This window comes from Bradyrhizobium sp. UNPA324 (genome assembly GCF_006658635.1).
GTDB classification, from domain to species: Bacteria; Pseudomonadota; Alphaproteobacteria; order Rhizobiales; family Xanthobacteraceae; genus Bradyrhizobium; species Bradyrhizobium nanningense.
The window spans coordinates 6,145,640-6,164,656 of the sequence record NZ_LFJD01000004.1; the positions used below are offsets into that span (position 1 = coordinate 6,145,640).

At 63.9% G+C, this 19,017-nt stretch carries 15 protein-coding genes and 1 pseudogene; 10 read left to right on the plus strand and 6 right to left on the minus strand.

Annotation, left to right across the window (positions count from 1 at the left end; translation table 11 throughout):
* Positions 1–119 precede the first annotated feature (119 nt).
* Genes UNPA324_RS29430 through UNPA324_RS29445 form a run of 4 tightly spaced genes read left to right on the plus strand, consistent with a single transcriptional unit; the run spans position 120 to position 1,586 of the window.
* Positions 120–443 (plus strand): ArsR/SmtB family transcription factor, encoded by a 324-nt coding sequence (locus tag UNPA324_RS29430; protein WP_128920132.1) that lies wholly within the window; start codon positions 120–122, stop codon positions 441–443.
* Positions 440–871 carry an SRPBCC family protein gene (locus UNPA324_RS29435; RefSeq protein WP_141937422.1) on the plus strand — a complete coding sequence of 144 codons (432 nt, stop codon included), beginning with the start codon at positions 440–442 and terminating at the stop codon, positions 869–871. The genes UNPA324_RS29430 and UNPA324_RS29435 overlap by 4 nt, the downstream gene beginning before the upstream one ends.
* Positions 872–921: 50 nt before the next feature.
* Positions 922–1,146, plus strand: coding sequence for a hypothetical protein (locus UNPA324_RS29440; RefSeq protein WP_246667243.1), 225 nt, complete (start codon positions 922–924; stop codon positions 1,144–1,146).
* A complete protein-coding gene (locus UNPA324_RS29445) occupies positions 1,143–1,586 on the plus strand; it encodes a DUF1801 domain-containing protein (RefSeq protein ID WP_128920134.1) in 444 nt (147 codons plus the stop codon). Before UNPA324_RS29440 ends, UNPA324_RS29445 begins: the two co-directional genes overlap by 4 nt.
* Positions 1,587–1,841: 255 nt before the next feature.
* Here UNPA324_RS29445 and UNPA324_RS29450 read toward each other — a convergent pair whose 3' ends face one another.
* The 4 genes and pseudogenes from UNPA324_RS29450 to UNPA324_RS35845 form a co-directional block, all read right to left on the minus strand.
* Positions 1,842–3,380, minus strand: a complete 1,539-nt coding sequence (locus tag UNPA324_RS29450) for a SpoVR family protein (RefSeq protein ID WP_128920135.1) — start codon at positions 3,378–3,380, stop codon at positions 1,842–1,844.
* On the minus strand, positions 3,377–4,654 hold the full coding sequence (locus UNPA324_RS29455; protein WP_181769685.1) for a YeaH/YhbH family protein: 1,278 nt from the start codon (positions 4,652–4,654) through the stop codon (positions 3,377–3,379). The genes UNPA324_RS29450 and UNPA324_RS29455 overlap by 4 nt, the downstream gene beginning before the upstream one ends.
* A gap of 30 nt (positions 4,655–4,684) precedes the next feature.
* Complete coding sequence (locus UNPA324_RS29460) at positions 4,685–6,628, minus strand: PrkA family serine protein kinase (RefSeq protein ID WP_128920137.1); 1,944 nt, start codon at positions 6,626–6,628, stop codon at positions 4,685–4,687.
* 296 nt (positions 6,629–6,924) lie between these two features.
* Positions 6,925–7,186: pseudogene (locus UNPA324_RS35845) on the minus strand (hypothetical protein); the annotation flags it as partial.
* Positions 7,187–7,403: 217 nt separating this feature from the next.
* Here UNPA324_RS35845 and UNPA324_RS29470 point away from each other — a divergent pair.
* The 6 genes from UNPA324_RS29470 to UNPA324_RS29495 are packed head-to-tail and all read left to right on the plus strand — an operon-like array spanning position 7,404 to position 14,904.
* Entirely contained in the window at positions 7,404–10,253 is a 2,850-nt protein-coding gene (locus UNPA324_RS29470; protein WP_141937426.1) for a bifunctional transaldolase/phosoglucose isomerase, read from the plus strand.
* A gap of 12 nt (positions 10,254–10,265) precedes the next feature.
* On the plus strand, positions 10,266–11,264 hold the full coding sequence (gnd, locus tag UNPA324_RS29475) for a phosphogluconate dehydrogenase (NAD(+)-dependent, decarboxylating) (protein ID WP_128920139.1): 999 nt from the start codon (positions 10,266–10,268) through the stop codon (positions 11,262–11,264).
* A gap of 27 nt (positions 11,265–11,291) precedes the next feature.
* On the plus strand, positions 11,292–12,803 hold the full coding sequence (gene zwf, locus UNPA324_RS29480) for a glucose-6-phosphate dehydrogenase (RefSeq protein WP_128920140.1): 1,512 nt from the start codon (positions 11,292–11,294) through the stop codon (positions 12,801–12,803).
* Positions 12,803–13,552, plus strand: a complete 750-nt coding sequence (gene pgl / locus UNPA324_RS29485; protein ID WP_181769686.1) for a 6-phosphogluconolactonase — start codon at positions 12,803–12,805, stop codon at positions 13,550–13,552. Before zwf ends, pgl begins: the two co-directional genes overlap by 1 nt.
* The gene (locus tag UNPA324_RS29490; protein WP_141937430.1) at positions 13,539–14,069 is read left to right on the plus strand and encodes a gluconokinase; all 531 of its coding nucleotides are present in this window, start codon (positions 13,539–13,541) and stop codon (positions 14,067–14,069) included. Before pgl ends, UNPA324_RS29490 begins: the two co-directional genes overlap by 14 nt.
* Before the next feature lie 22 nt (positions 14,070–14,091).
* The gene (locus UNPA324_RS29495; protein ID WP_141937432.1) at positions 14,092–14,904 is read left to right on the plus strand and encodes an HAD family hydrolase; all 813 of its coding nucleotides are present in this window, start codon (positions 14,092–14,094) and stop codon (positions 14,902–14,904) included.
* A 202-nt stretch (positions 14,905–15,106) separates the two neighbouring features.
* Here UNPA324_RS29495 and UNPA324_RS29505 read toward each other — a convergent pair whose 3' ends face one another.
* Both UNPA324_RS29505 and malQ read right to left on the minus strand, forming a co-directional pair.
* Positions 15,107–16,909, minus strand: coding sequence for a glycoside hydrolase family 15 protein (locus UNPA324_RS29505; protein WP_141937434.1), 1,803 nt, complete (start codon positions 16,907–16,909; stop codon positions 15,107–15,109).
* Positions 16,910–16,939: 30 nt separating this feature from the next.
* Positions 16,940–18,901: a 4-alpha-glucanotransferase gene (gene malQ, locus UNPA324_RS29510; protein ID WP_141937436.1), complete on the minus strand. Its 1,962-nt coding sequence runs from the start codon at positions 18,899–18,901 to the stop codon at positions 16,940–16,942.
* Between the last annotated feature and the right edge of the window lie 116 nt (positions 18,902–19,017).

A 19,017-nucleotide genomic window follows, 5' to 3' on the forward strand; every position in this document is an offset into this window, starting at 1 on the left:
GAGCTCCTCGCAATGACGGCGGAGGGTGCGCGCCTCGTCCCACGTCCCTGCAGCCGCTTGACTTACCCATAACTCTGTGGTTATGAATTAACCCATAACTCCCAGGTTATGGATTTCCCATGTCGCCCGCCCCCGATCTCCTGTTCAGGACGCTCGCCGACCCCACGAGGCGGGCGATCTTCGAGCGGCTGTGCCGTGAGGGCGAGCAGACGGTCGGGGCGCTGACGGTGCGATCCGGCGTTTCGCAGCCGGCGGTCTCCAAGCATCTCGGCGCGCTGAAGCAGGCCGGCCTCGTGCGCGACCGCCATGAGGGACGCCAGACCCATTACAGCGCGCAGCCCGGCGCGCTCGATCCGCTGATCGACTGGACCAGCCAGATGGCTTCCTTCTGGCAGAGGCGGTTCGACGCACTCGACGATCTCCTGAAGAGGATGGACCAATGACTGAGACCTCGAGCCAGACGCGCGCCGTCATCGTCGAGCGCGAATTTGCTTTTCCCGCCGAGCGGCTCTGGCGCGCGCTGACGCAGCCGCATCTGATCGAGGAATGGCTGATGAAGAATGACTTCAAGCCATCCGTCGGCCATCGCTTCAATCTGCGCGGCGAATGGGGCGGCGTGCTGGACTGCGAGGTGCTCACCATCGAGCCGCAGAAGACGCTCGCCTACACCTGGAATTTCTCGCATGAGGACGCGGCCTTCGACCTCAGAAGCGTCGTGACCTTCACGCTCACGCCGACCAGCGCGGGCACGCATCTGCGCGTCGAGCAGGCGGGCTTCAGCCCGACGCAGAAGCAGGCTTTTGGCGGCGCACATGCCGGCTGGAAGCAGTTCTTCAACAAGCTGGACGAGGTGCTGGCGCGGGCGGGCTAGATTCCCCGCCGCAGCCTGACAATTATCCGATGAGTTCAAGGGAGGTTTCATTGAACGGGAATATGTGGATTCGGCAGATCCATCGCTGGCTATCCATCGCCTTCACCCTCGCGGTGATCGCCAATATCGTCGCCATGACCATGCAGCTCCAGGCCGCGTGGATCGGTTTTCTGGCGCTCGTGCCGCTGATCCCACTGCTCGCGACCGGGCTCTATCTGTTCGCACTGCCTTATCTCGGCCAGCGTCGTGACGCGCGCGGTGAGGCCAGGTCGTGAAGAAGGCGGTGGCGGCGAAGACGAGCAGCGCGAAGGAAACGGGCGCGGCTTCAGCCTCGAAACTGATCGACGGCAGGATCAAGGAACTCGCCGACTGGCGCGGCCAGATGCTTGCGCGGATCCGCGCCCTGATCAAGCAGGCCGATCCCGATGTCGTCGAGGAGTGGAAATGGCGCGGCGTTCCCGTCTGGGAGCACGACGGCATCATCTGCACCGGCGAGACCTACAAGGAAGTGGTGAAGCTGACCTTTGCCAAGGGCGCGGCACTCGACGACCCCTCAGGCCTGTTCAATTCCAGCCTCGACGGCAACGTGCGACGCGCGATCGATATTCGCGAGGGCGAAAAGATCGACGAGAAGGCGTTGAAGGCGCTGATCCGCGCGGCGGTGGAGCTGAATGCGAGCAAGGCGAAGAAGAAGCCGGCGAAGCGATCGGGATAGAAGCGCCAGGCGTTCACGTTGATCACTTTTGCCAACCGCGGCTGGCTGCAACCTCTCCCGCTTGCGGGAGAGGTCGGCGCGTTTCGGGCGATGCGAAGCATCGTCCCGCGCGCCGGCAGAGGGCTCTCTCCTCTGGGGGAGTCCCACTGCGGAGACACCCTCTCCCAGCCCTCCCCCGCAAGTGGGGAGGGGGCGCACCTTCATCGGAGCGCGAACTGAGGCTCACCCATCATGGGCCAAGCGTAGACGACAGCCTCACGCCACAGCGGCCGGGATCGGGCGCGGGCTCACGACGTATTCGCGCAGGACCTTGTCGTTGGCGTCGACCTCGATCAGCGCGACGTCGTAGGTCCAGAGATCGGCGAGGTGCTGTAGCACTCGCTTGGCATCGGTCTCGTTGAGCTGCGAGCCCTTGATGACGTGGTGATGCAGAATCAGGCGGCGGTCGCCGGAGAGATCGACGTCGACCACCTCGATATTGGCGTCGATGTAGCCGACATCATGCTGCCGTGCCAGTTCGCGGCGGACTCGGCGGAAGCCGCGGTCGTCGTGGATGGCGTCAACCCGGATGCCGGCGCGCTCCTCGGGATCGTCGTGCAGGTGGAACATGCGGAAGTGCCGCATCAATTTGGGACTCAGGAACTGCGCGATGAAGCTTTCATCGCGATAATTGGCCCAGACGTCGCGCAGCACGCCCATCACGTCATTCTTGCCGGCGATGTCGGGGAACCATTCGCGGTCCTCGTCCCCCGGCCTGGTGACGATACGCTCGATGTCCTGCATCACGGCAAAGCCGAGCGCGTAGGGGTTGAAGCCGGAGAAGCGCGGATCGTCGAACTCGGGCTGAAACACCACATTGGTGTGCGAGCCCAGGAATTCGAGGAAGTTGCCGTCGGTGATGCGACCCTGCTGATGCAGCTGGGTCATGATGCGATAATGGACGTAGGTCGCCGTCCCCTCGTTCATCACCTTGGTCTGGCTCTGCGGGTAGAAATATTGCGCGATGTGGCGGACGATGCGGAGCAGCTCGCGCTGCCACGGCGCCAGGCGCGGCGCGCTCTTCTCCAGGAAGTAGAGCAAATTCTCCTGCGGCAGCCCGAGCAGCTTGCGGCGGCGTTCGATGCTGAGCGCAGACCGGCTCTTCGATGCCCCCTTGGGCACGGTGCGCCAGAGGTCGTTGAAGACCTCTTCCTCGTGCTGGCGGCGGCGCCCTGCCCGCTTCTCCTCGGCGCGCAGATCGAGCTTCTTCTTGCCGGGATAGCGATCGATGCCGTGCGACATCAGCGCGTGCGCGGCATCCAGCGTGCGCTCGACCTCGATGCGGCCGTAGCGCTCCTCGCATTGCATGACGTAGTTCTTGGCGAAGTCGAGATAATCCAGGATACCGTCGGCGTCGGTCCACTGCTTGAACAGATAATTGTTCTTGAAGAAGTGGTTGTGGCCGAAGGCGGCGTGCGCGATCACCAGGGTCTGCATCGTCGCCGTGTTCTCCTCCATCAGATAGGAGATGCAGGGCGAGGAGTTGATCACGATCTCATAGGCGAGCCCCATCAGGCCCTTGCGATAAGAGGCCTCGTGGAACGCGAAATGCTTGCCGAACGACCAGTGCTTGTAGAACAGCGGCATGCCGACCGACGAATACGCATCCAGCATCTGCTCGGCGGTGATCACCTCGATCTGGTTCGGATAGACGTCGAGCCCGAGATCCTTCAGCGCCACCTCCTCGCAGGCATCGGTGATGCGCTGCAAGGTGTGGAAATCCCAATCCGCGCCTTCGAACAATCGTTCCGTCATGGAGCGGCTTTCTCCTGGGCAGTTTCGCGACGCTGAAACAAATCGTGGAACACCGGAAAGATCTCGCTGCGTTCCGAGACCTTGCGCATCGAGAGCGGTGCGCCGCTGTTGCGCAGGCGCTCATAGAGTGTCCAGAGCGAGGAGTCGGAGAGATCGAAGGCGCTGCCGCCGGACTCCCCGACCTCGAGATAGGCAAAGAACTGGCAGATCGGCAGGATCTTGTCGGTCAGCAGCATGCCCGTCAGTTCGCCGTCGGAATAGGAATTGTCGCCATCGGAGGCCTGCGCGGCGTAGATATTCCAGTCCGACGGATTGAAGCGCTCGCGCACGATCTCGTGCATCGCCTGGAGCGCGCTGGAGACCAGCGTGCCGCCCGAGGCCGGGCCGTAGAAGAAAGTCTGCTCGTCGACCTCCTCGGCGCGGTCGGTGTGGCGGATGAAGACGATCTCGACGTGCTTGTAGCGGCGCTTCAGGAACACGTAGAGCAGCATGTAGAAGCGCTTGGCGAGATCCTTCATGTGCTCGGACATCGAGCCCGAGACGTCCATCAGGCAGAACATCACCGCCTGCGCCACCGGCCGCGGCACCGTCTCGAAGCGACGGTAGCGGATGTCGAGCGGGTCGATGAAGGGAATGCGCTTGGACTTCGCCTTGAGCTTTTCGAGCTGGGCGAGCAGCACCTCACGCTCGTCCTCGTCGGTGCAGGCGGCGACCGCAGCTTCCAGCTCTTCGATCTCCTCCTTGCGGGGACGCTTGAGCGCGATGCGGCGCGCCAGCGCGAGCTTCACCGTCCGGCTCACCGAGATGTTGGCGGGCGAGCCCGAGGTGGTGTAGCCGGCGCGCTGGATGCCCTCGCTCTCGGTCTGCGCGATCTTGCGCTTGGCGAGATCAGGCAGCTCGAGATCGTCCAGGAACAGATCGACGAATTCGTCGCGGGAGAGCACGAAGCGGAACGCGTCCTCGCTGTCGCCTTCGCCCGGGCCGGAATCCTTGGCGCTGCCCTGGCCGGAGCGCTGGAGATAGTCGCCCTCGACGAACTTCTTGTTGCCGGGCAGCACCATGTCGCGCGTCCCGCCTTCGCGGCGAAAGCGCGGCTCGTGCATGCCGTCGAGCGGGATCGTGACCTCGCCGCCCTCCAGGACGTCCTTGATGTCGCGTTCCTGCGAGGTCTTCTTGACGGCGCCCTGCACCAGGGATTTGGCCCGACGCAAGAACCGCTGGCGGTTCTCAAGACTCTTGCCGCCTGGATTCAGGCGCCTGTCAATAATGTGAATGGGCACTTTACCATTCGCCTCCCATCCGCCTCAACCGGCCTGCTTCACGCGCATATACCATTCGACGAGCCGGCGAACCTGACGCTCGGTGTAGCCACGCTCCACCATGCGTGCGACGAACTCGCCGTGCTTCTTCTCCGTCTCGCCGTCCTTCTTCGACCCGAAGGAGATGACCGGAAGCAGATCCTCGACTTGCGAGAATATCCTCTTTTCGATCACGTCGCGAATCTTCTCGTAGGAGGTCCAGGTCGGATTTTTGCCACCATTCTGGGCCCGCGACCGTAACGAGAATTTGACGACCTCGTTGCGGAAGTCCTTGGGGTTGGCGATGCCGGCCGGCTTCTCGATTTTCGTCAGCTCTTGGTTCAAAAGCTCGCGATCGAGCAGCTGGCCGGTGTCGGGATCCTTGAAGTCCTGGTCCTCGATCCAGGCGTCGGCATAGTCGACGTAGCGATCGAACAGGTTCTGGCCGTAATCCGAGTAGGATTCCAGATAGGCCTTCTGGATCTCGTTGCCGATGAACTCGGCATAGCGCGGGGCGAGATCCGCCTTGATGAATTCGAGATAACGTTTCTCGGTCTCCTCCGGAAGTTGCTCGCGGCGGATCGCCTGCTCCAGCGCGTACATCAGATGCACGGCGTCGGCGGCGACCTCCTGCGGATCGTGGTTGAAGGTCGCAGCCAGGATCTTGAAGGCGAAGCGGGTGGAGACGCCGTCCATGCCTTCGTCGACGCCGGCGGCATCGCGATATTCCTGGACGCTGCGCGCCTTCGGGTCGGATTCCTTCAGGCTCTCGCCGTCGTAGACCCGCATCTTGCCGAACAGGGTCGAGTTCTCGTGCTTGCGCAGGCGCGACATCACCGAGAACCGCGCCAGCGTCTCCAGCGTCGAGGGCGCGCAAGGCGCCGAGGCGAGCTCGGAGCCCTGGATCAGCTTCTCGTAGATCTTCTGCTCTTCGGTGACGCGCAGGCAGTACGGCACCTTGATCACGCAGATGCGGTCGATGAAGGCTTCGTTGTTCTTGTTCGCCTTGAAGCTCGCCCACTCGGCTTCGTTGGAGTGCGCCAGGATCACGCCGGTGAACGGGATCGCCCCGATGTTCTCGGTGCCGATGTAATTGCCTTCCTGCGTCGCGGTCAGCAGCGGGTGCAGCATCTTGATCGGCGCCTTGAACATCTCGACGAACTCGAGCACGCCCTGGTTGGCGCGGTTGAGGCCGCCGGAATAGCTGTAGGCGTCGGGATCGTTCTGCGCGTAGGTCTCGAGCTTGCGGATGTCGACCTTGCCGACCAGCGAGGAGATATCCTGGTTGTTCTCGTCACCGGGCTCGGTCTTGGAGACTGCGATCTGGCGCAGCCGCGACGGCTGAATCTTGGCGACGCGGAATTGAGAGATATCGCCGCCGAAGGCTTCGAGCCGCTTGTAGCACCACGGGCTCATCAGCCCGGTGAGACGCCGGCGCGGAATGCCGTACTTCTCTTCCAGCATCGGTCCGAGGTTATCTGGATCGAACAGACTGAGCGGGCTTTCGAACACGGGCGAGAGTTCATCGCCGGCCTTAAGCACGTAGATCGGATGCACTTCCATCAGCGACTTCAGCCGCTCGGCGAGCGAAGACTTGCCGCCGCCGACCGGTCCGAGCAGGTAGAGGATCTGCTTGCGCTCCTCCAGGCCCTGCGCCGCATGACGGAAGAAACCAACGATTCGCTCGATGGTTTCTTCCATGCCGTAGAAGCCGGCGAAGGCCGGATAGGTCCGGATCGTGCGGTTCAAAAAAATACGGCCAAGGCGTGGGTCCTTGGCCGTGTCAATCGTCTGAGGTTCACCGATCGCTGCTAGCAGTCGTTCGGCCGCGTTCGCGTATTTCATGGGATCGCTTCGACACGATTCCAGATATTCCGCCATCGACATGTCGTGCTGGCTTCTCGCCTCGAACGACCGAGCGAAAGCGTTGAATAGAGAATCGTTGTACATGATCCCTCTCCGCGTGAGTTCCGCTACAAGCTGAAACGAAAGCAGTTACCGGACCGTTCCTCAGGCCGTTCGAATCAGCGTGAGCACATGACCATCATTGGACACCCTGGTGCCGACACGACGCAACGCACAACGTAGGCACTCGTTGAGTTACGAACAGGCACATGCCTGTAATTTGTGCGAATCTCTGTCTATATTGGCTCATTTCCAGGAAATGTCACTTGGTCGCAACATCCGGGCATTACCGGAGATGCGTTCATCCGGCGTTGCAGCATAGCGATCCGGGAGCGGCGATCTTATGACGCTTGTACGGCGAAGCCTCGAGCGCCGCGTTGGGGGCCGCGTTCATCTTCCTGCTGCAATGCGGTGCGCGGCGTGCTGGTCGCGTGCGCGTCGCGGCAAGCACGCAGGTGCCGCTGCAAGTCCGCACTCTTCAGCGGAAATTCCCGCAATCGAATCCCACGGCAGAAATTCATCGCCGATGCGGGGATCGCGGATGCCGAAGGGATTGACGACGACCACGGGGCCCCGCGCGGTGGGGAGCATCCAGATCAGCCGGACACCACGACGCCGGCATATCCCATTCGGCCGACGACTTTCTACGCAACAACCGCTACCGCCGCCCGGATCGCCATGATCGCGACGGAGTTACACTGGAGGGTATGACGCCTGTACCCTTGATTGGTTCCCTCCCGGGTGCATGTACGCTAGAGGATAGCGCGGCAGGACCGGCGCGGAAACCCCTCGCCCGCAGGCTTGGAGATAAATAAGCATCATGAATCCCGTCAAAGAACTGGAAAAGCACGGACAAGCCGTCTGGCTGGACTTCCTGGCCCGCGGCTTCATCGCCAAGGGCGACCTGAAGCGGCTGATCGACACCGACGGCGTCAAGGGCGTCACCTCCAATCCCTCGATCTTCGAGAAGGCGATCGGCAGCTCGGACGAATACGATGCTCCGATCGGCAAGGCGCTGAAGCGCGGCGACCGGACCGTGGCCGATTTGTTCGAGGCCGTCGCGGTCGAGGACATCCAGAATGCCGCCGACGTGCTCCGCCCGGTCTATGACCGTCTCAAGGGAGGCGACGGCTATGTCAGCCTGGAGGTCTCGCCTTATCTCGCCATGGACACATCAGGCACGATCACTGAAGCACGGCGGCTCTGGAAGGATGTTGGTCGCAAGAACCTGATGGTGAAGGTGCCGGCGACGCCGGAAGGCCTGCCGGCGATCGAGACGCTGATCGGTGACGGCATCAGCATCAACATCACGCTGCTGTTCTCCAGGGCGGTCTACCTCCAGGTGGCGGAAGCCTACATCGCCGGTCTCGAAAAATACGTCGCCGGCGGCGACGACCCCTCGCATGTCGCGAGCGTGGCGAGCTTCTTCGTCAGCCGCATCGATTCCGTGGTCGACAAGCAGCTCGACGAAAAGATCGCCCGCGCCAACGACCCATCCGAAAAGGAGCGGCTCGCCGCGCTGAAAGGCAAGGTCGCGATCGCCAACGCCAAGGTTGCCTACCAGGACTACAAGCGCCTGTTCTCGGGTCCCCGCTGGGACAAGCTCGCCGCCAAGGGCGCCAAGCCGCAGCGCATGCTGTGGGCCTCGACCGGCACCAAGAACAAGGATTACAGCGACGTCCTCTATGTCGAGGAGCTGATCGGCCCCGACACCATCAATACGATGCCGCCGGCGACGCTGGAGGCGTTCCGCGACCACGGCAAGCTGCGGGACAGCCTGGAGGAGAACGTCGACGACGCTCGCCGTGTGCTGGAAGAGCTGGAGCGCTCCGGCATCTCGCTCGACGCCATCACCGAGGACCTCGTCAAGGACGGCGTCAAGCTGTTCGCCGACGCCGCCGACAAGCTCTACGGCGCCGTCGCCCACAAGCGCGCCACCGTGCTCGCACCCGCGCTGGATCGGCAGCTTCTCTCGCTCGGCGACGGCCTCGGCAAGGCGGTGGCCAAGAGCACAGAGGAATGGCGGGCGTCCGCCAAGATCCGCAGGCTGTGGCGGCGCGACAAGTCGGTCTGGACCGGTGCCGACGAGGACAAATGGCTCGGCTGGCTGGACAGCGCGACCAAGGCCGACATTGCCGATTACGAGGATTATGCCGGCCGCGTGAAGGGCCAGAAATTCTCCGACGCCGTCGTGCTCGGCATGGGCGGATCGAGCCTCGGCCCCGAGGTGCTGGCCGAGACGTTCGGGAAGAAGCCCGGCTTCCCGAAGCTGCATGTGCTGGATTCCACCGATCCGGCGCAGGTGCGCGCAATGGAGGCGAAGATCGACATCGCGAGCACAGTGTTCATCGTCTCGAGCAAGTCCGGCGGCACCACCGAGCCGAACGCGATGAAGGACTATTTCCATGAGCAGGTTGCCAAGGCGGTCGGTGCGAAGGTGAAGACCGGCCACCGCTTCATCGCGGTGACCGATCCCGGCTCGTCGCTGGAGAAGGCGGCCAAGAGCCTCCACTACGCCCGCATCTTCCATGGCGAACCATCGATCGGCGGCCGCTATTCGGTGCTGTCGCCGTTCGGCCTAGTGCCGGCGGCAACCGCCGGCATCGACGTCAAGACCTTCGTCAAGCATGCGCTCTCCATGGCCCGCTCCTGCGGGCCGGACGTGCCGCCGAGCGAAAACCCCGGCGTGCAGCTCGGCCTTGCCATGGGGCTCGCCGGCCTCGAAGGCCGCGACAAGGTGACGATCCTGGCGTCGGAGAAGATTGCCGATTTCGGCGCCTGGGCCGAACAGCTCATCGCGGAATCGACGGGTAAGGAAGGCAAGGGCCTGATCCCGATCGAGGGCGAGCCGCTGGGCGATCCCTCGGTCTACGGCAACGACCGGTTCTTTATCGACATCCGCATCGAAGGCGAAGCCGACGCCGCCCACGATTCCAAGCTCGCCGCGATCGAGGCTGCCGGCCATCCCGTGGTGCGCATCGTCATGAAGTCGATCGACCATCTCGGCCAGGAATTCTTCCGCTTCGAGATGGCAACCGCTGTGGCGGGCTCCATCCTCGGCATCAACCCGTTCGACCAGCCGGACGTGGAGGCGGCCAAGATCAAGACCCGCGAGCTGACGGCCTCGTTCGAGAAGACCGGCGCGCTGCCCAAAGAGCAACCGGTCGTCAGCACCGACGAGGCCGATCTCTACACCGACGAGGCCAACGCCACGGCGTTGCGCGCCGCCGGCGCCAACGGCGACCTCACCTCCTGGCTCAAGGCCCATCTCTCCCGGTCGGGCCATGGCGACTATGTCGCCCTGCTCGGCTACATCGCGCGCGACAAGGCGACGATCGATGCATTCCAGGCCATGCGGCTCGAGGTGCGCGAGAAGCGGCATGTTGCGACCTGCGCCGAGTTCGGACCGCGCTTCCTGCACTCGACCGGACAGGCCTACAAGGGCGGCCCCGACAGCGGCGTGTTCCTCCAGATCACCGCCGACGATGCCAAGGACCTCAAGGTGCCGGGCCAGAAGGCCAGCTTCGGCGTGATCAAGGCGGCACAGGCGCGCGGCGATTTCGACGTGCTCACCGAACGCGGCCGGCGCGCCCTGCGCGTGCACCTGAAGGGCGGGCTCAAGAAGGGTCTTGCTGCACTCAACGCGGCGCTCAACGACGCGCTGAACTAAGGAAGATTGCCAATGCAACTCGGCATGATCGGCCTCGGCCGGATGGGCGGCAACATCGTTCGCCGCCTGATGCGCCAGGGACATTCCACCGTGGTCTACGACAAGGACGCCAAGGCCGTAGCTGGCCTTGCCGCCGACGGCGCGGTCGGCTCCGCGACGCTCGAGGACTTCATCTCGAAACTCGAGCGGCCGCGCACCGCCTGGGTGATGCTGCCGGCCGGCCACATCACCGAGACGACGATCGACACGATCGCCGGCGTGATGCAGGAAGGCGACGTCATCATCGACGGCGGCAACACCTTCTGGCAGGACGACGTCCGCCGCGGCAAAGCGCTGAAGGCCCGCGGCATCCACTATGTCGACGTCGGCACCTCAGGCGGCGTCTGGGGCCTCGACCGCGGCTATTGCATGATGATCGGTGGCGAGAAGCAGGTGGTCGACCGGCTCGATCCGATCTTCGCCGCGCTCGCCCCCGGCGCCGGCGACATTCCGCGCACGGAGGGACGCGAGGGCCGCGATCCCCGCATTGAGCAGGGCTACATCCATGCCGGCCCCGTCGGCGCCGGCCACTTCGTCAAGATGATCCACAACGGCATCGAATACGGCCTGATGCAGGCCTATGCCGAAGGGTTCGACATCCTCAAGAACGCCAACATCGAGGCCCTGCCGGCGGATCATCGCTACGATTTCGATCTCGCCGACATCGCGGAAGTGTGGCGACGCGGCAGCGTGATCCCGTCATGGCTGCTCGACCTCACCTCGACCGCGCTCGCCGACAGCCCGCAGCTGTCGGAATATTCCGGCTTCGTCGAGGATTCCGGCGAAGGACGCTGGACCGTGAATGCCGCGATCGACGAGGCCGTACCGGCCGAGGTCCTGACCGCCGCGCTCTACACACGTTTCCGTTCCCGCAAGGAACACACCTTCGCCGAAAAAATTCTCTCGGCGATGCGTGCGGGGTTCGGCGGCCACAAGGAGCCGAAGCAGCCGGATGCTTCGAAGCCAAAGTAAGACGTAACAAGCGAAGGCCAACCGTTCGTGACAAAAGACCCGCAAGCCAAGCCCAAGCCGGAAAATTGCGCCTTCGTCATTTTTGGTGTCACCGGTGATCTTACTCACCGCCTCGTGATGCCGTCGCTCTACAATCTCGCTGCCGAGCATTTGCTGCCGGAAAAGTTTTGCGTCGTCGGCGTGGCCCGCAAGGGCCAATCGGATAATGAGCTGCGCGACAGCCTGATGAAGGGCTTGCGCCAGTTCGCGACGCGGCCCGTGGACGACGACATCGCCAAGAAGCTGCTGGAATGCGTGACCTTCGTCGAAGCCGACGCAAAGGACCCGCCCTCGTTCGATCGCCTGCGCGAGCATCTGGATTCGCTGGAATGCGCGCAAGGCACCGGCGGCAATCGCCTGTTTTATCTGGCGACCCCGCCAGCCGCGTTCGCACCGACCGCGCGCGAGCTCGGCCGCACCGGCATGATGAAGGAGAACGGCGTCTGGCGCCGGCTGGTGATCGAAAAGCCGTTCGGCACCGATCTCGTCACGGCGCGCGCGCTGAACGCCGAGCTCTTGAAGATCATGGACGAGCACCAAGTCTACCGGATCGATCACTATCTCGGCAAGGAGACGGTGCAGAACATCCTGGTGCTGCGCTTTGCCAACGGCATGTTCGAGCCGATCTGGAATCGCAACCACATCGACCACATCCAGATCACGGTGGAGGAGAAGCTCGGCGTCGGACATCGTGGCGGCTTCTACGATGCGACCGGCGCGCTGCGCGACATGGTGCCGAACCATCTATTCCAGCTGATGTCGCTGGTCGCGATGGAGCCGCCGGCGCGTTTCGATGCGCATTCCGTGCGCTCCGAGAAGGCCGAAGTGCTCACCTCGATTCAGCAGCCGAGCCTGGAGGAAGCCTTAAGGAATTCGGTGCGCGCGCAATATCTCGCGGGGCACATCGGCGACGAGGAGATCCCGGACTATCGCAAGACCGAGGACGTCAAGCCCGGCAGCACCACCGAGACTTACGTCGCACTGAAACTCATGATCGACAATTGGCGCTGGGCCGGCGTGCCGTTCTACTTACGCACCGGCAAGGCACTGGCCCACAAGCGCACGGAAGTTGCGATCAAATTCAAGCAGGCCCCGCTCTCGATGTTCTCGGGCACGACGATCGACCGCCTGTCGCAGAACTTCCTGACCATCGGCATCGCGCCGACCGAGACCATCGAGCTTCAGTTCAACGCCAAGATCCCGGGGCCGAGCGTCACCATCGACGGTGTCGAGATGAAGTTTCGCTACGGCGACTATTTCCGGGCCGATCCCTCGACCGGCTATGAAACGTTGATCTACGACTGCATGATCGGCGACAACATCCTGTTCCAGCGCGCAGATGGCATCGAGGCCGGATGGCAGGCGGTGCAGCCGTTCCTGGACGCCTGGAAAGGCGCGGGCACCAACGGCATCGAGACCTATGAAGCCGGCAGCGACGGCCCGAAATGCGCCGACGAGCTGCTGCGGCGCGACGGGCGAAGCTGGCGGAAGTTTTCGTGATGGCCGTGGCGGGCCAGCCGAAGCTGATCGTCGAGGCCGACGCCGAAGCTCTGGCGCGGGCCGCGGCCGAACGGGTGATGGCACGGATCGCGGCCAATCCAGGCCGCATCGCGATCTGCCTCACCGGCGGCTCCAGCCCGAAGAAGCTCTATCAATTGCTCGGCAGCGAGGCTTGGCGCGGCAGGATTCCGTGGGAGCGCGTGCACTGGTTCATCGGCGACGAGCGCTTTGTCCCCGAGAGCGATCCCCTCAACAACATGGCGGTCGCGCGCGCGACGTTTCTCGATGGCAATGCAGCCTCGAGCCACATTCACCCGATTCCGACCGGGACTGAAACTCCCGAGGAGAGCGCCGAAGCCTATGCGCGCGAGCTGCATGCCTTCTACGGCTCTGAAAGCCTCGATCCGTCGCGGCCGCTGTTCGACATGGTCCTGATGGGCGCGGGACCGGACGGCCACACCGCTTCGCTGTTTCCCGGCTTCCCGGAGATCGAGGAGACCGAGCGCTGGGTCGTTGGAGTGCCCAAGGCCAATGTCGCGCCTTTCGTGCCGCGGGTCTCGCTCACCCTGCCCGCTTTGGCGTCCTGCCGCGAAATGCTGTTCGAGATCGCCGGGCACGACAAGCAACCGATCTTGACGCGCCTCCTCAATGGCGAGACTCTGCCGGCGTTACGCGCGCGCTCGAAGGGTGAGACCGTCTGGCTGGTAGACCAAGCCGCGCTTCCGGAGGGCATTCGTGGCTGGCGTTGAAGCACCTTGTGCATTGATCGTGATGGGCGTGTCGGGGTCGGGTAAGAGCACGATCGCGGAAGCCCTCGGCCAGCGGCTCGGCTGGCGCTTCGAGGACGGCGACAGCTTTCATCCCGCCAGCAATGTCGCGAAGATGCGGACCGGCCATCCGCTCACCGACGAGGACCGCTGGCCCTGGCTCAACGCCATCGCCGACGAGATCGGGCGCGTCTGCGGACGTGGCGAGCACATCATCATCGCCTGCTCGGCGCTGAAGCACACCTATCGTGACGTACTGCTGCGCGGGCGCGACGATGTCCGCTTCGTCTTCCTGAAAGGCACCAAGGAGCTGATCGCCGAGCGGCTCGCTCACCGCAAAGGCCATTTCATGCCGCCCGGGCTGCTGACGAGCCAGTTCGACACGCTGGAGCCGCCGGAGGCGGGAGAGCACGTCATCACCGTTTCGATCGACGAAACCGTCGAGGCGATCGTGGACGGCATCGTGCGGCAGCTGAAGCTCGGCAGGGCGAAGCGCTGAGGCAAAAACGTTAGGTCCTGTCATGACGCAAATCTCACTCGTGGTGTCCGACGTCGACGGCACGCTGCTGACCAAGGACAAAACCCTGACCGAGCGTGCCAGAACTGCCGTGCAGCGGCTGCACAAGGCCGGCATCGGCTTCACCATCACGTCCAGCCGTCCCGCGATCGGCATGCGCTTCTTGATCGAGCCGCTGGCGCTCTGGCTTCCCGTCGGTCCGTTCAACGGCTCCTCGATCGTCGACCCCGAGATGCGGCCGGTTGAGCAGCATCTGATCCCCGCGAGCGCGGCCGAGCAGTCCTTGCAGATCCTTCGCGCGTTCGGCGCCGACATCTGGCTCTTCACCGCCGACAAATGGCTGATCGACAACCCAAGCGGAAGATACGTCGCGCATGAGCAGCACACGATCCGATCCGACCCGACCATCGTGACGGATTTCTCGCCCTACCTCGCAAGCGCCTGCAAGATCGTCGGCGCCAGCGCCGACGCCGCCCGCCTCGAGGCTTGCGAAAAGGCGATGCAGCAGGCGCTCGGCAGCGAAGCCACTGCGGTGCGTTCGCAAACCTATTATCTCGACATCACCCCGCCGGGTTTCAACAAGGGCACGTTCGTCGAGGCGATGGCCAAGCGCCTCGACATTGCGACCAGTGCCGTCGCCACCATCGGCGACATGCAGAACGACCTTTCGATGTTCGCCGTCAGCGGTGTCTCGATCGCCATGGGCAACGCCGCCGACAACGTCAAGGACCAGGCCACTCACGTCACCGCGACCAATGAGCAGGACGGTTTTGCCGAGGCGATGGAGATGATCCTGAAGCGAAATGGGGTGGGCTGAGCTGGGCCGCGGGCTCTCTTAACCTCTCTCGCTTGCGGGAGAGGTCGCCGCGCAGCGGCGGGTGAGAGCTCTCGTCGCGCAGGGACGTCCTCAGTTATTATCAACAATCCCTGCGCGGAGACACCCTCTCCCCAACCCTCCGCCGCAAGCGGGGGAGGGGGCGCACCTCCGCTCTGGATACAGTCGCGACTAGCCATGTTGACTACTTCGACCGCTGCATCGCCGGCTTCTCGCTCTTCTGCCTTGCCGCCGACAGATTGTGCGCGGTGTTGATCAGCGCGATGTGGGTCAGCGCCTGCGGGAAATTTCCGGTCTGGCGCCGGGCGACTGTATCGTATTCCTCGGCCAGCAGACCGACGTCGTTCGCGATGCCGGCCACACGGTCGAGCAAGCGTTGCGCCTTGTCGAGATCGCCCGACAGCACGTGGGCATCGGCCAGCCACAATGTGCAGGCCAGGAACGCGCCTTCGAGCGGCTGCTGTCCCGCGGGCAATTCACGCGGATCGTGCCTCAGCACGAAGCCGTCGCGTATCAGGCGTGTCTCGACCGCCGCGATGGTTCCGCGAATACGCGGATCTTGTGGCGGCAGAAAACCGACGGCCGGCAGCAGCAGCACGCTGGCATCGAGCAGTTTCGAGCCATAGGATTCGACAAAGGCATTTTCCTCGGCGTCAAATCCCCTGTTGCAGACATCGCGATGAATCGCCTCACGCAAGGTACGCCAGTGCAACAGCGGCGCCTTGAAGCCGAAGGTCTCGGCGCTCTTGATGCCGCGGTCGAAGGCGACCCAGGTCATCACCTTGGAGAAGACGTAGTGCTTGGGCTGGCCGCGGCGCTCCCAGATGCCGTGATCGGGCCGGTCCCAGACCTCGGCGAGATGGTTGAGCACGGCGCATTCCAGCGCCCATGTCGTTTCATCGTCGAGCTTGAGCTTGGCCATGCGCGACTGATGGAAGGCGTCGATCAATTCGCCATAGACGTCGAGCTGAAGCTGCGCATGCGCGGCATTGCCGACGCGCACCGGCTTGGCGCCTTCATAGCCGTCGAGCCAGCCGGCCTCCCATTCCAGCAGCCGCCGCTGGCCCCAGATGCCGTACATGATCTGCATGTTCGCCGGTGAGCCGGCGGCGGCGCGCAGCAGCCAATTGTGCCACGCCAGGGCTTCCTCGGTGTAGCCCGAATTCATCAGCGCCAGCAGCGTGAAGGTGGCATCGCGCAGCCAGCAGAAGCGGTAGTCCCAATTCCTGCTGCCGCCGAGCCTCTCCGGCAATGAGGTGGTGGGCGCCGCGACGATGCCACCGGTAGGGCCGAACGTCAGCGCCTTCAGCGTGATCAGTGAGCGCATGATGGGGTCGTGATAGTCCCCGTCGCGGGTGCAATGGCGGCACCAATCCAGCCAGAATGTCTCGGTCTGCTTGAGCGCAATTTCCGGATCGATCGGCTTGGGCGGCGGCAGATGCGAGGGACCATAGGTCAGCACGAAGGGTACGGTCTCGCCGTCCCTCACCTCGAAGTCGGAGACCGTGGTAAGATCCTCGCCGCGGGTCTTCACCGGCGTGCGCAGCACCGTCATGTCCTGGCCGGCGATTGCCATCAGGGAATGGTCGATGCGCCGCACCCAGGGAATGTCGGTGCCGAAGCCGAAGCGGATCACGAGCTCCATCCGCATCTTCACCGTGCCCTTGATGCCGCGCACCAGCCGCACGATGTCGGACGCCTTGCCGCGCGGCGGCATGAAGTCGATCAGCGCAATCGTGCCGCCCTTCGTCTCGAAACGCGTTTCGAGGATGAGGGTGTCGCCGAGATAACGTCGCGATGTCTTCGTGACGTCCTCGCTAGGAGCGATCAGCCAGCGCCCGTTCTTGTTGGTGCCGAGGATGGCGGCAAAGCAGGCGTCGGAATCGAAGGCCGGCCAGCACAGCCAATCGATCGAGCCGTTGCGCCCCACCAGCGCAGCGGTCTCGCAATCGCCGATCAGCGCATAGTCCTCGATCCTCTGAGACAATGTCGTGCGAGCCTGAGATGCCCCGGCCGATCAACTCCCGCCGTTCAATGAACGTTCCCGCGTTGCCGCTCGCAAGGCCGTGAGGTCAACCTTGGCGGCGATCTTGTCGAGCGCGACGGGAAGACGCTGGCGCCAGTTTGGATGCTCATCGATCGTGCCGGGAATGTTGGGCTGGTCGATCACGCCGAGCAGATCCTCCATCGACACCGCGAGCAATCGCGACGGCGTGCGGGACAGGAAGGCGAGCACCGAATAGAGGTCGTTGGCCTTGATGCCGTTCTGGCGCAAAATCTCGTCGAGCCGGCCGAGCGCATCCCAGCGCGCCTGATCGTTCTCGCCGGGGTCGAGCCCGAGCGAGCGCTTCATCTTGAGGTCGCCGAAGGAGCGCCAGCCGGCATAGGTCGACAGATCATGCGTGTTCAGCGTGACCAGCGCATTGGGCCGGTAATGATCGACGTTGCGGAAATGGCCGGCTTCGTCCCGCTCGAACATCATGACGAGATAGGACCAGATGCCGAAATCCTGCATCATCTCACGGAAGCCTTCCGGCACGGTGCCGAGGTCCTCGCCGATCACGATGCATTTGTGGGCCGCGCTCTCGCGTGCCACGACGCCGAGCAGCGCCTCGAACGGCATCTGCACATAGGCGCCGTTGTCCGGCTTGAAGCCGCGCGGCACCAGATAGAGCCGCTTCAGGCCGAGCACGTGATCGAGCCTGATCGCGCCGGCGTGGCGCATCGAGGCCGCGAGCATGTCGGCGAATGGCACGAAGGATTGCGCTTCCAGGCCGCCGGCATTGAAGCCCGCAAGACCCCAGTCCTGGCCGATGGTGTTGAGCACGTCGGGCGGCGCGCCGACGGCGAGATGGCGGGAGATCGCCATCTGCTCGTTCCAGGCATCGAAGCCGTTGGACTGCACGCCGACGGCGACGTCGAGATAGAGCCCGACCCGCATGCCGAGCTGGCCGGCGAGCTCCTTGGCGGCATGCAGCTGGCTGTCCGCCGTCCATTGCGCGAATTCGACGAATTCGACCTCGCGCTTGTTGGGTCCATTGCGCAGCTCGGCGCACTTGGCCTCGTCCGGTTGCCGCCATTCCGCCGGCCATTCCCACCACGGCGCGGCGAAGCGATGGCGCAGCACCTCGAAGCAGGCAAAGCGCGACAACAACGGTGCGCGGGCGGCGCGGAAGCTGTCGAACGCCTTGCGGCGCGCTTCGCTCGCGCTCCTCACGAAGCTGTTGAACGCGGCGCGCAAGGCCAGCCATTTCAACGCCGCCATGTCGGCGTAATGCACGCGATCTCCTTCCCGCAGACGGGCGGCGGTCGCGGCCGCGTCGGGCACGAGATCGGCCGAGAATTCGGGAATGGCCTCGACGTCGATATAGAGCGGATTGAGGAACAGCCGGCTGTTCGGCGAATACGGACTGCAATCGGACGGGTGATCGTCGAACAGAACGTGCAGCGGATTGAGCCCGACGCCGTCGGCCCCGAGTTGCTTGGCGAGCCGGACAAGATCGGCGAGGTCGGTGAAGTCGCCGATGCCCCAATTGCGGTCCGAACGGACGCTGTAGAGCTGCACCGCGAGCAGCCAGCCGCGGTCGAAATCGCCGCCGAAGGCCCGCTCGGGCGCCACGATCATCGGCACCTCTTCCGTCACACCTTCGGCATCGGTCAGCGTCAACCGGTGATAACCGAGCGGCAGGCCGGCAGGCCAGGCGATCACGGGCTCGCGTGTCTCGCCTTGGGCGATCCTTTTGCCGTTTGCGGTCAATTTCCATTGCAGCGGCGGCGCGCCGATGGCCGCCAATTCCGTGCGCGGATGTCCGAGCGCGCGAACCACAATCGGCCCGTTGACGAAGCGGTAAACCCGCTTCTCCGGCAGGGCGTCGAGGATGGACTTCAGGGCCACGGGGTCGGTGACCCGCAGCTTTCCGAGCGCGTCAATGAATTCGGATTGAACGCCCTTGATCCGGGCTTGGGCTAAGAGATCCATACGGCACGCAGCTTGCAGGCCACCCTTTTGCCGGGGGCATCGATTTTAATGAGGCAGCGGAGGACGTTAGTCTGGGTCAACTCACAAACCCTGCCTGCCGTTCCCAGGGGGAACTA

Bases quoted from the DNA above. Each gene is read 5' to 3' on its own strand.
- UNPA324_RS29430 (WP_128920132.1), top strand. From the start codon at position 120: ATGTCGCCCGCCCCCGATCTCCTGTTCAGGACGCTCGCCGACCCCACG.
- UNPA324_RS29435 (WP_141937422.1), top strand. From the start codon at position 440: ATGACTGAGACCTCGAGCCAGACGCGCGCCGTCATCGTCGAGCGCGAA.
- UNPA324_RS29450 (WP_128920135.1), bottom strand. From the start codon at position 3,380: ATGACGGAACGATTGTTCGAAGGCGCGGATTGGGATTTCCACACCTTG.
- UNPA324_RS29460 (WP_128920137.1), bottom strand. From the start codon at position 6,628: ATGTACAACGATTCTCTATTCAACGCTTTCGCTCGGTCGTTCGAGGCG.
- UNPA324_RS29470 (WP_141937426.1), top strand. From the start codon at position 7,404: ATGAATCCCGTCAAAGAACTGGAAAAGCACGGACAAGCCGTCTGGCTG.
- gnd (WP_128920139.1), top strand. From the start codon at position 10,266: ATGCAACTCGGCATGATCGGCCTCGGCCGGATGGGCGGCAACATCGTT.
- pgl (WP_181769686.1), top strand. From the start codon at position 12,803: ATGGCCGTGGCGGGCCAGCCGAAGCTGATCGTCGAGGCCGACGCCGAA.
- UNPA324_RS29495 (WP_141937432.1), top strand. From the start codon at position 14,092: ATGACGCAAATCTCACTCGTGGTGTCCGACGTCGACGGCACGCTGCTG.
- malQ (WP_141937436.1), bottom strand. From the start codon at position 18,901: ATGGATCTCTTAGCCCAAGCCCGGATCAAGGGCGTTCAATCCGAATTC.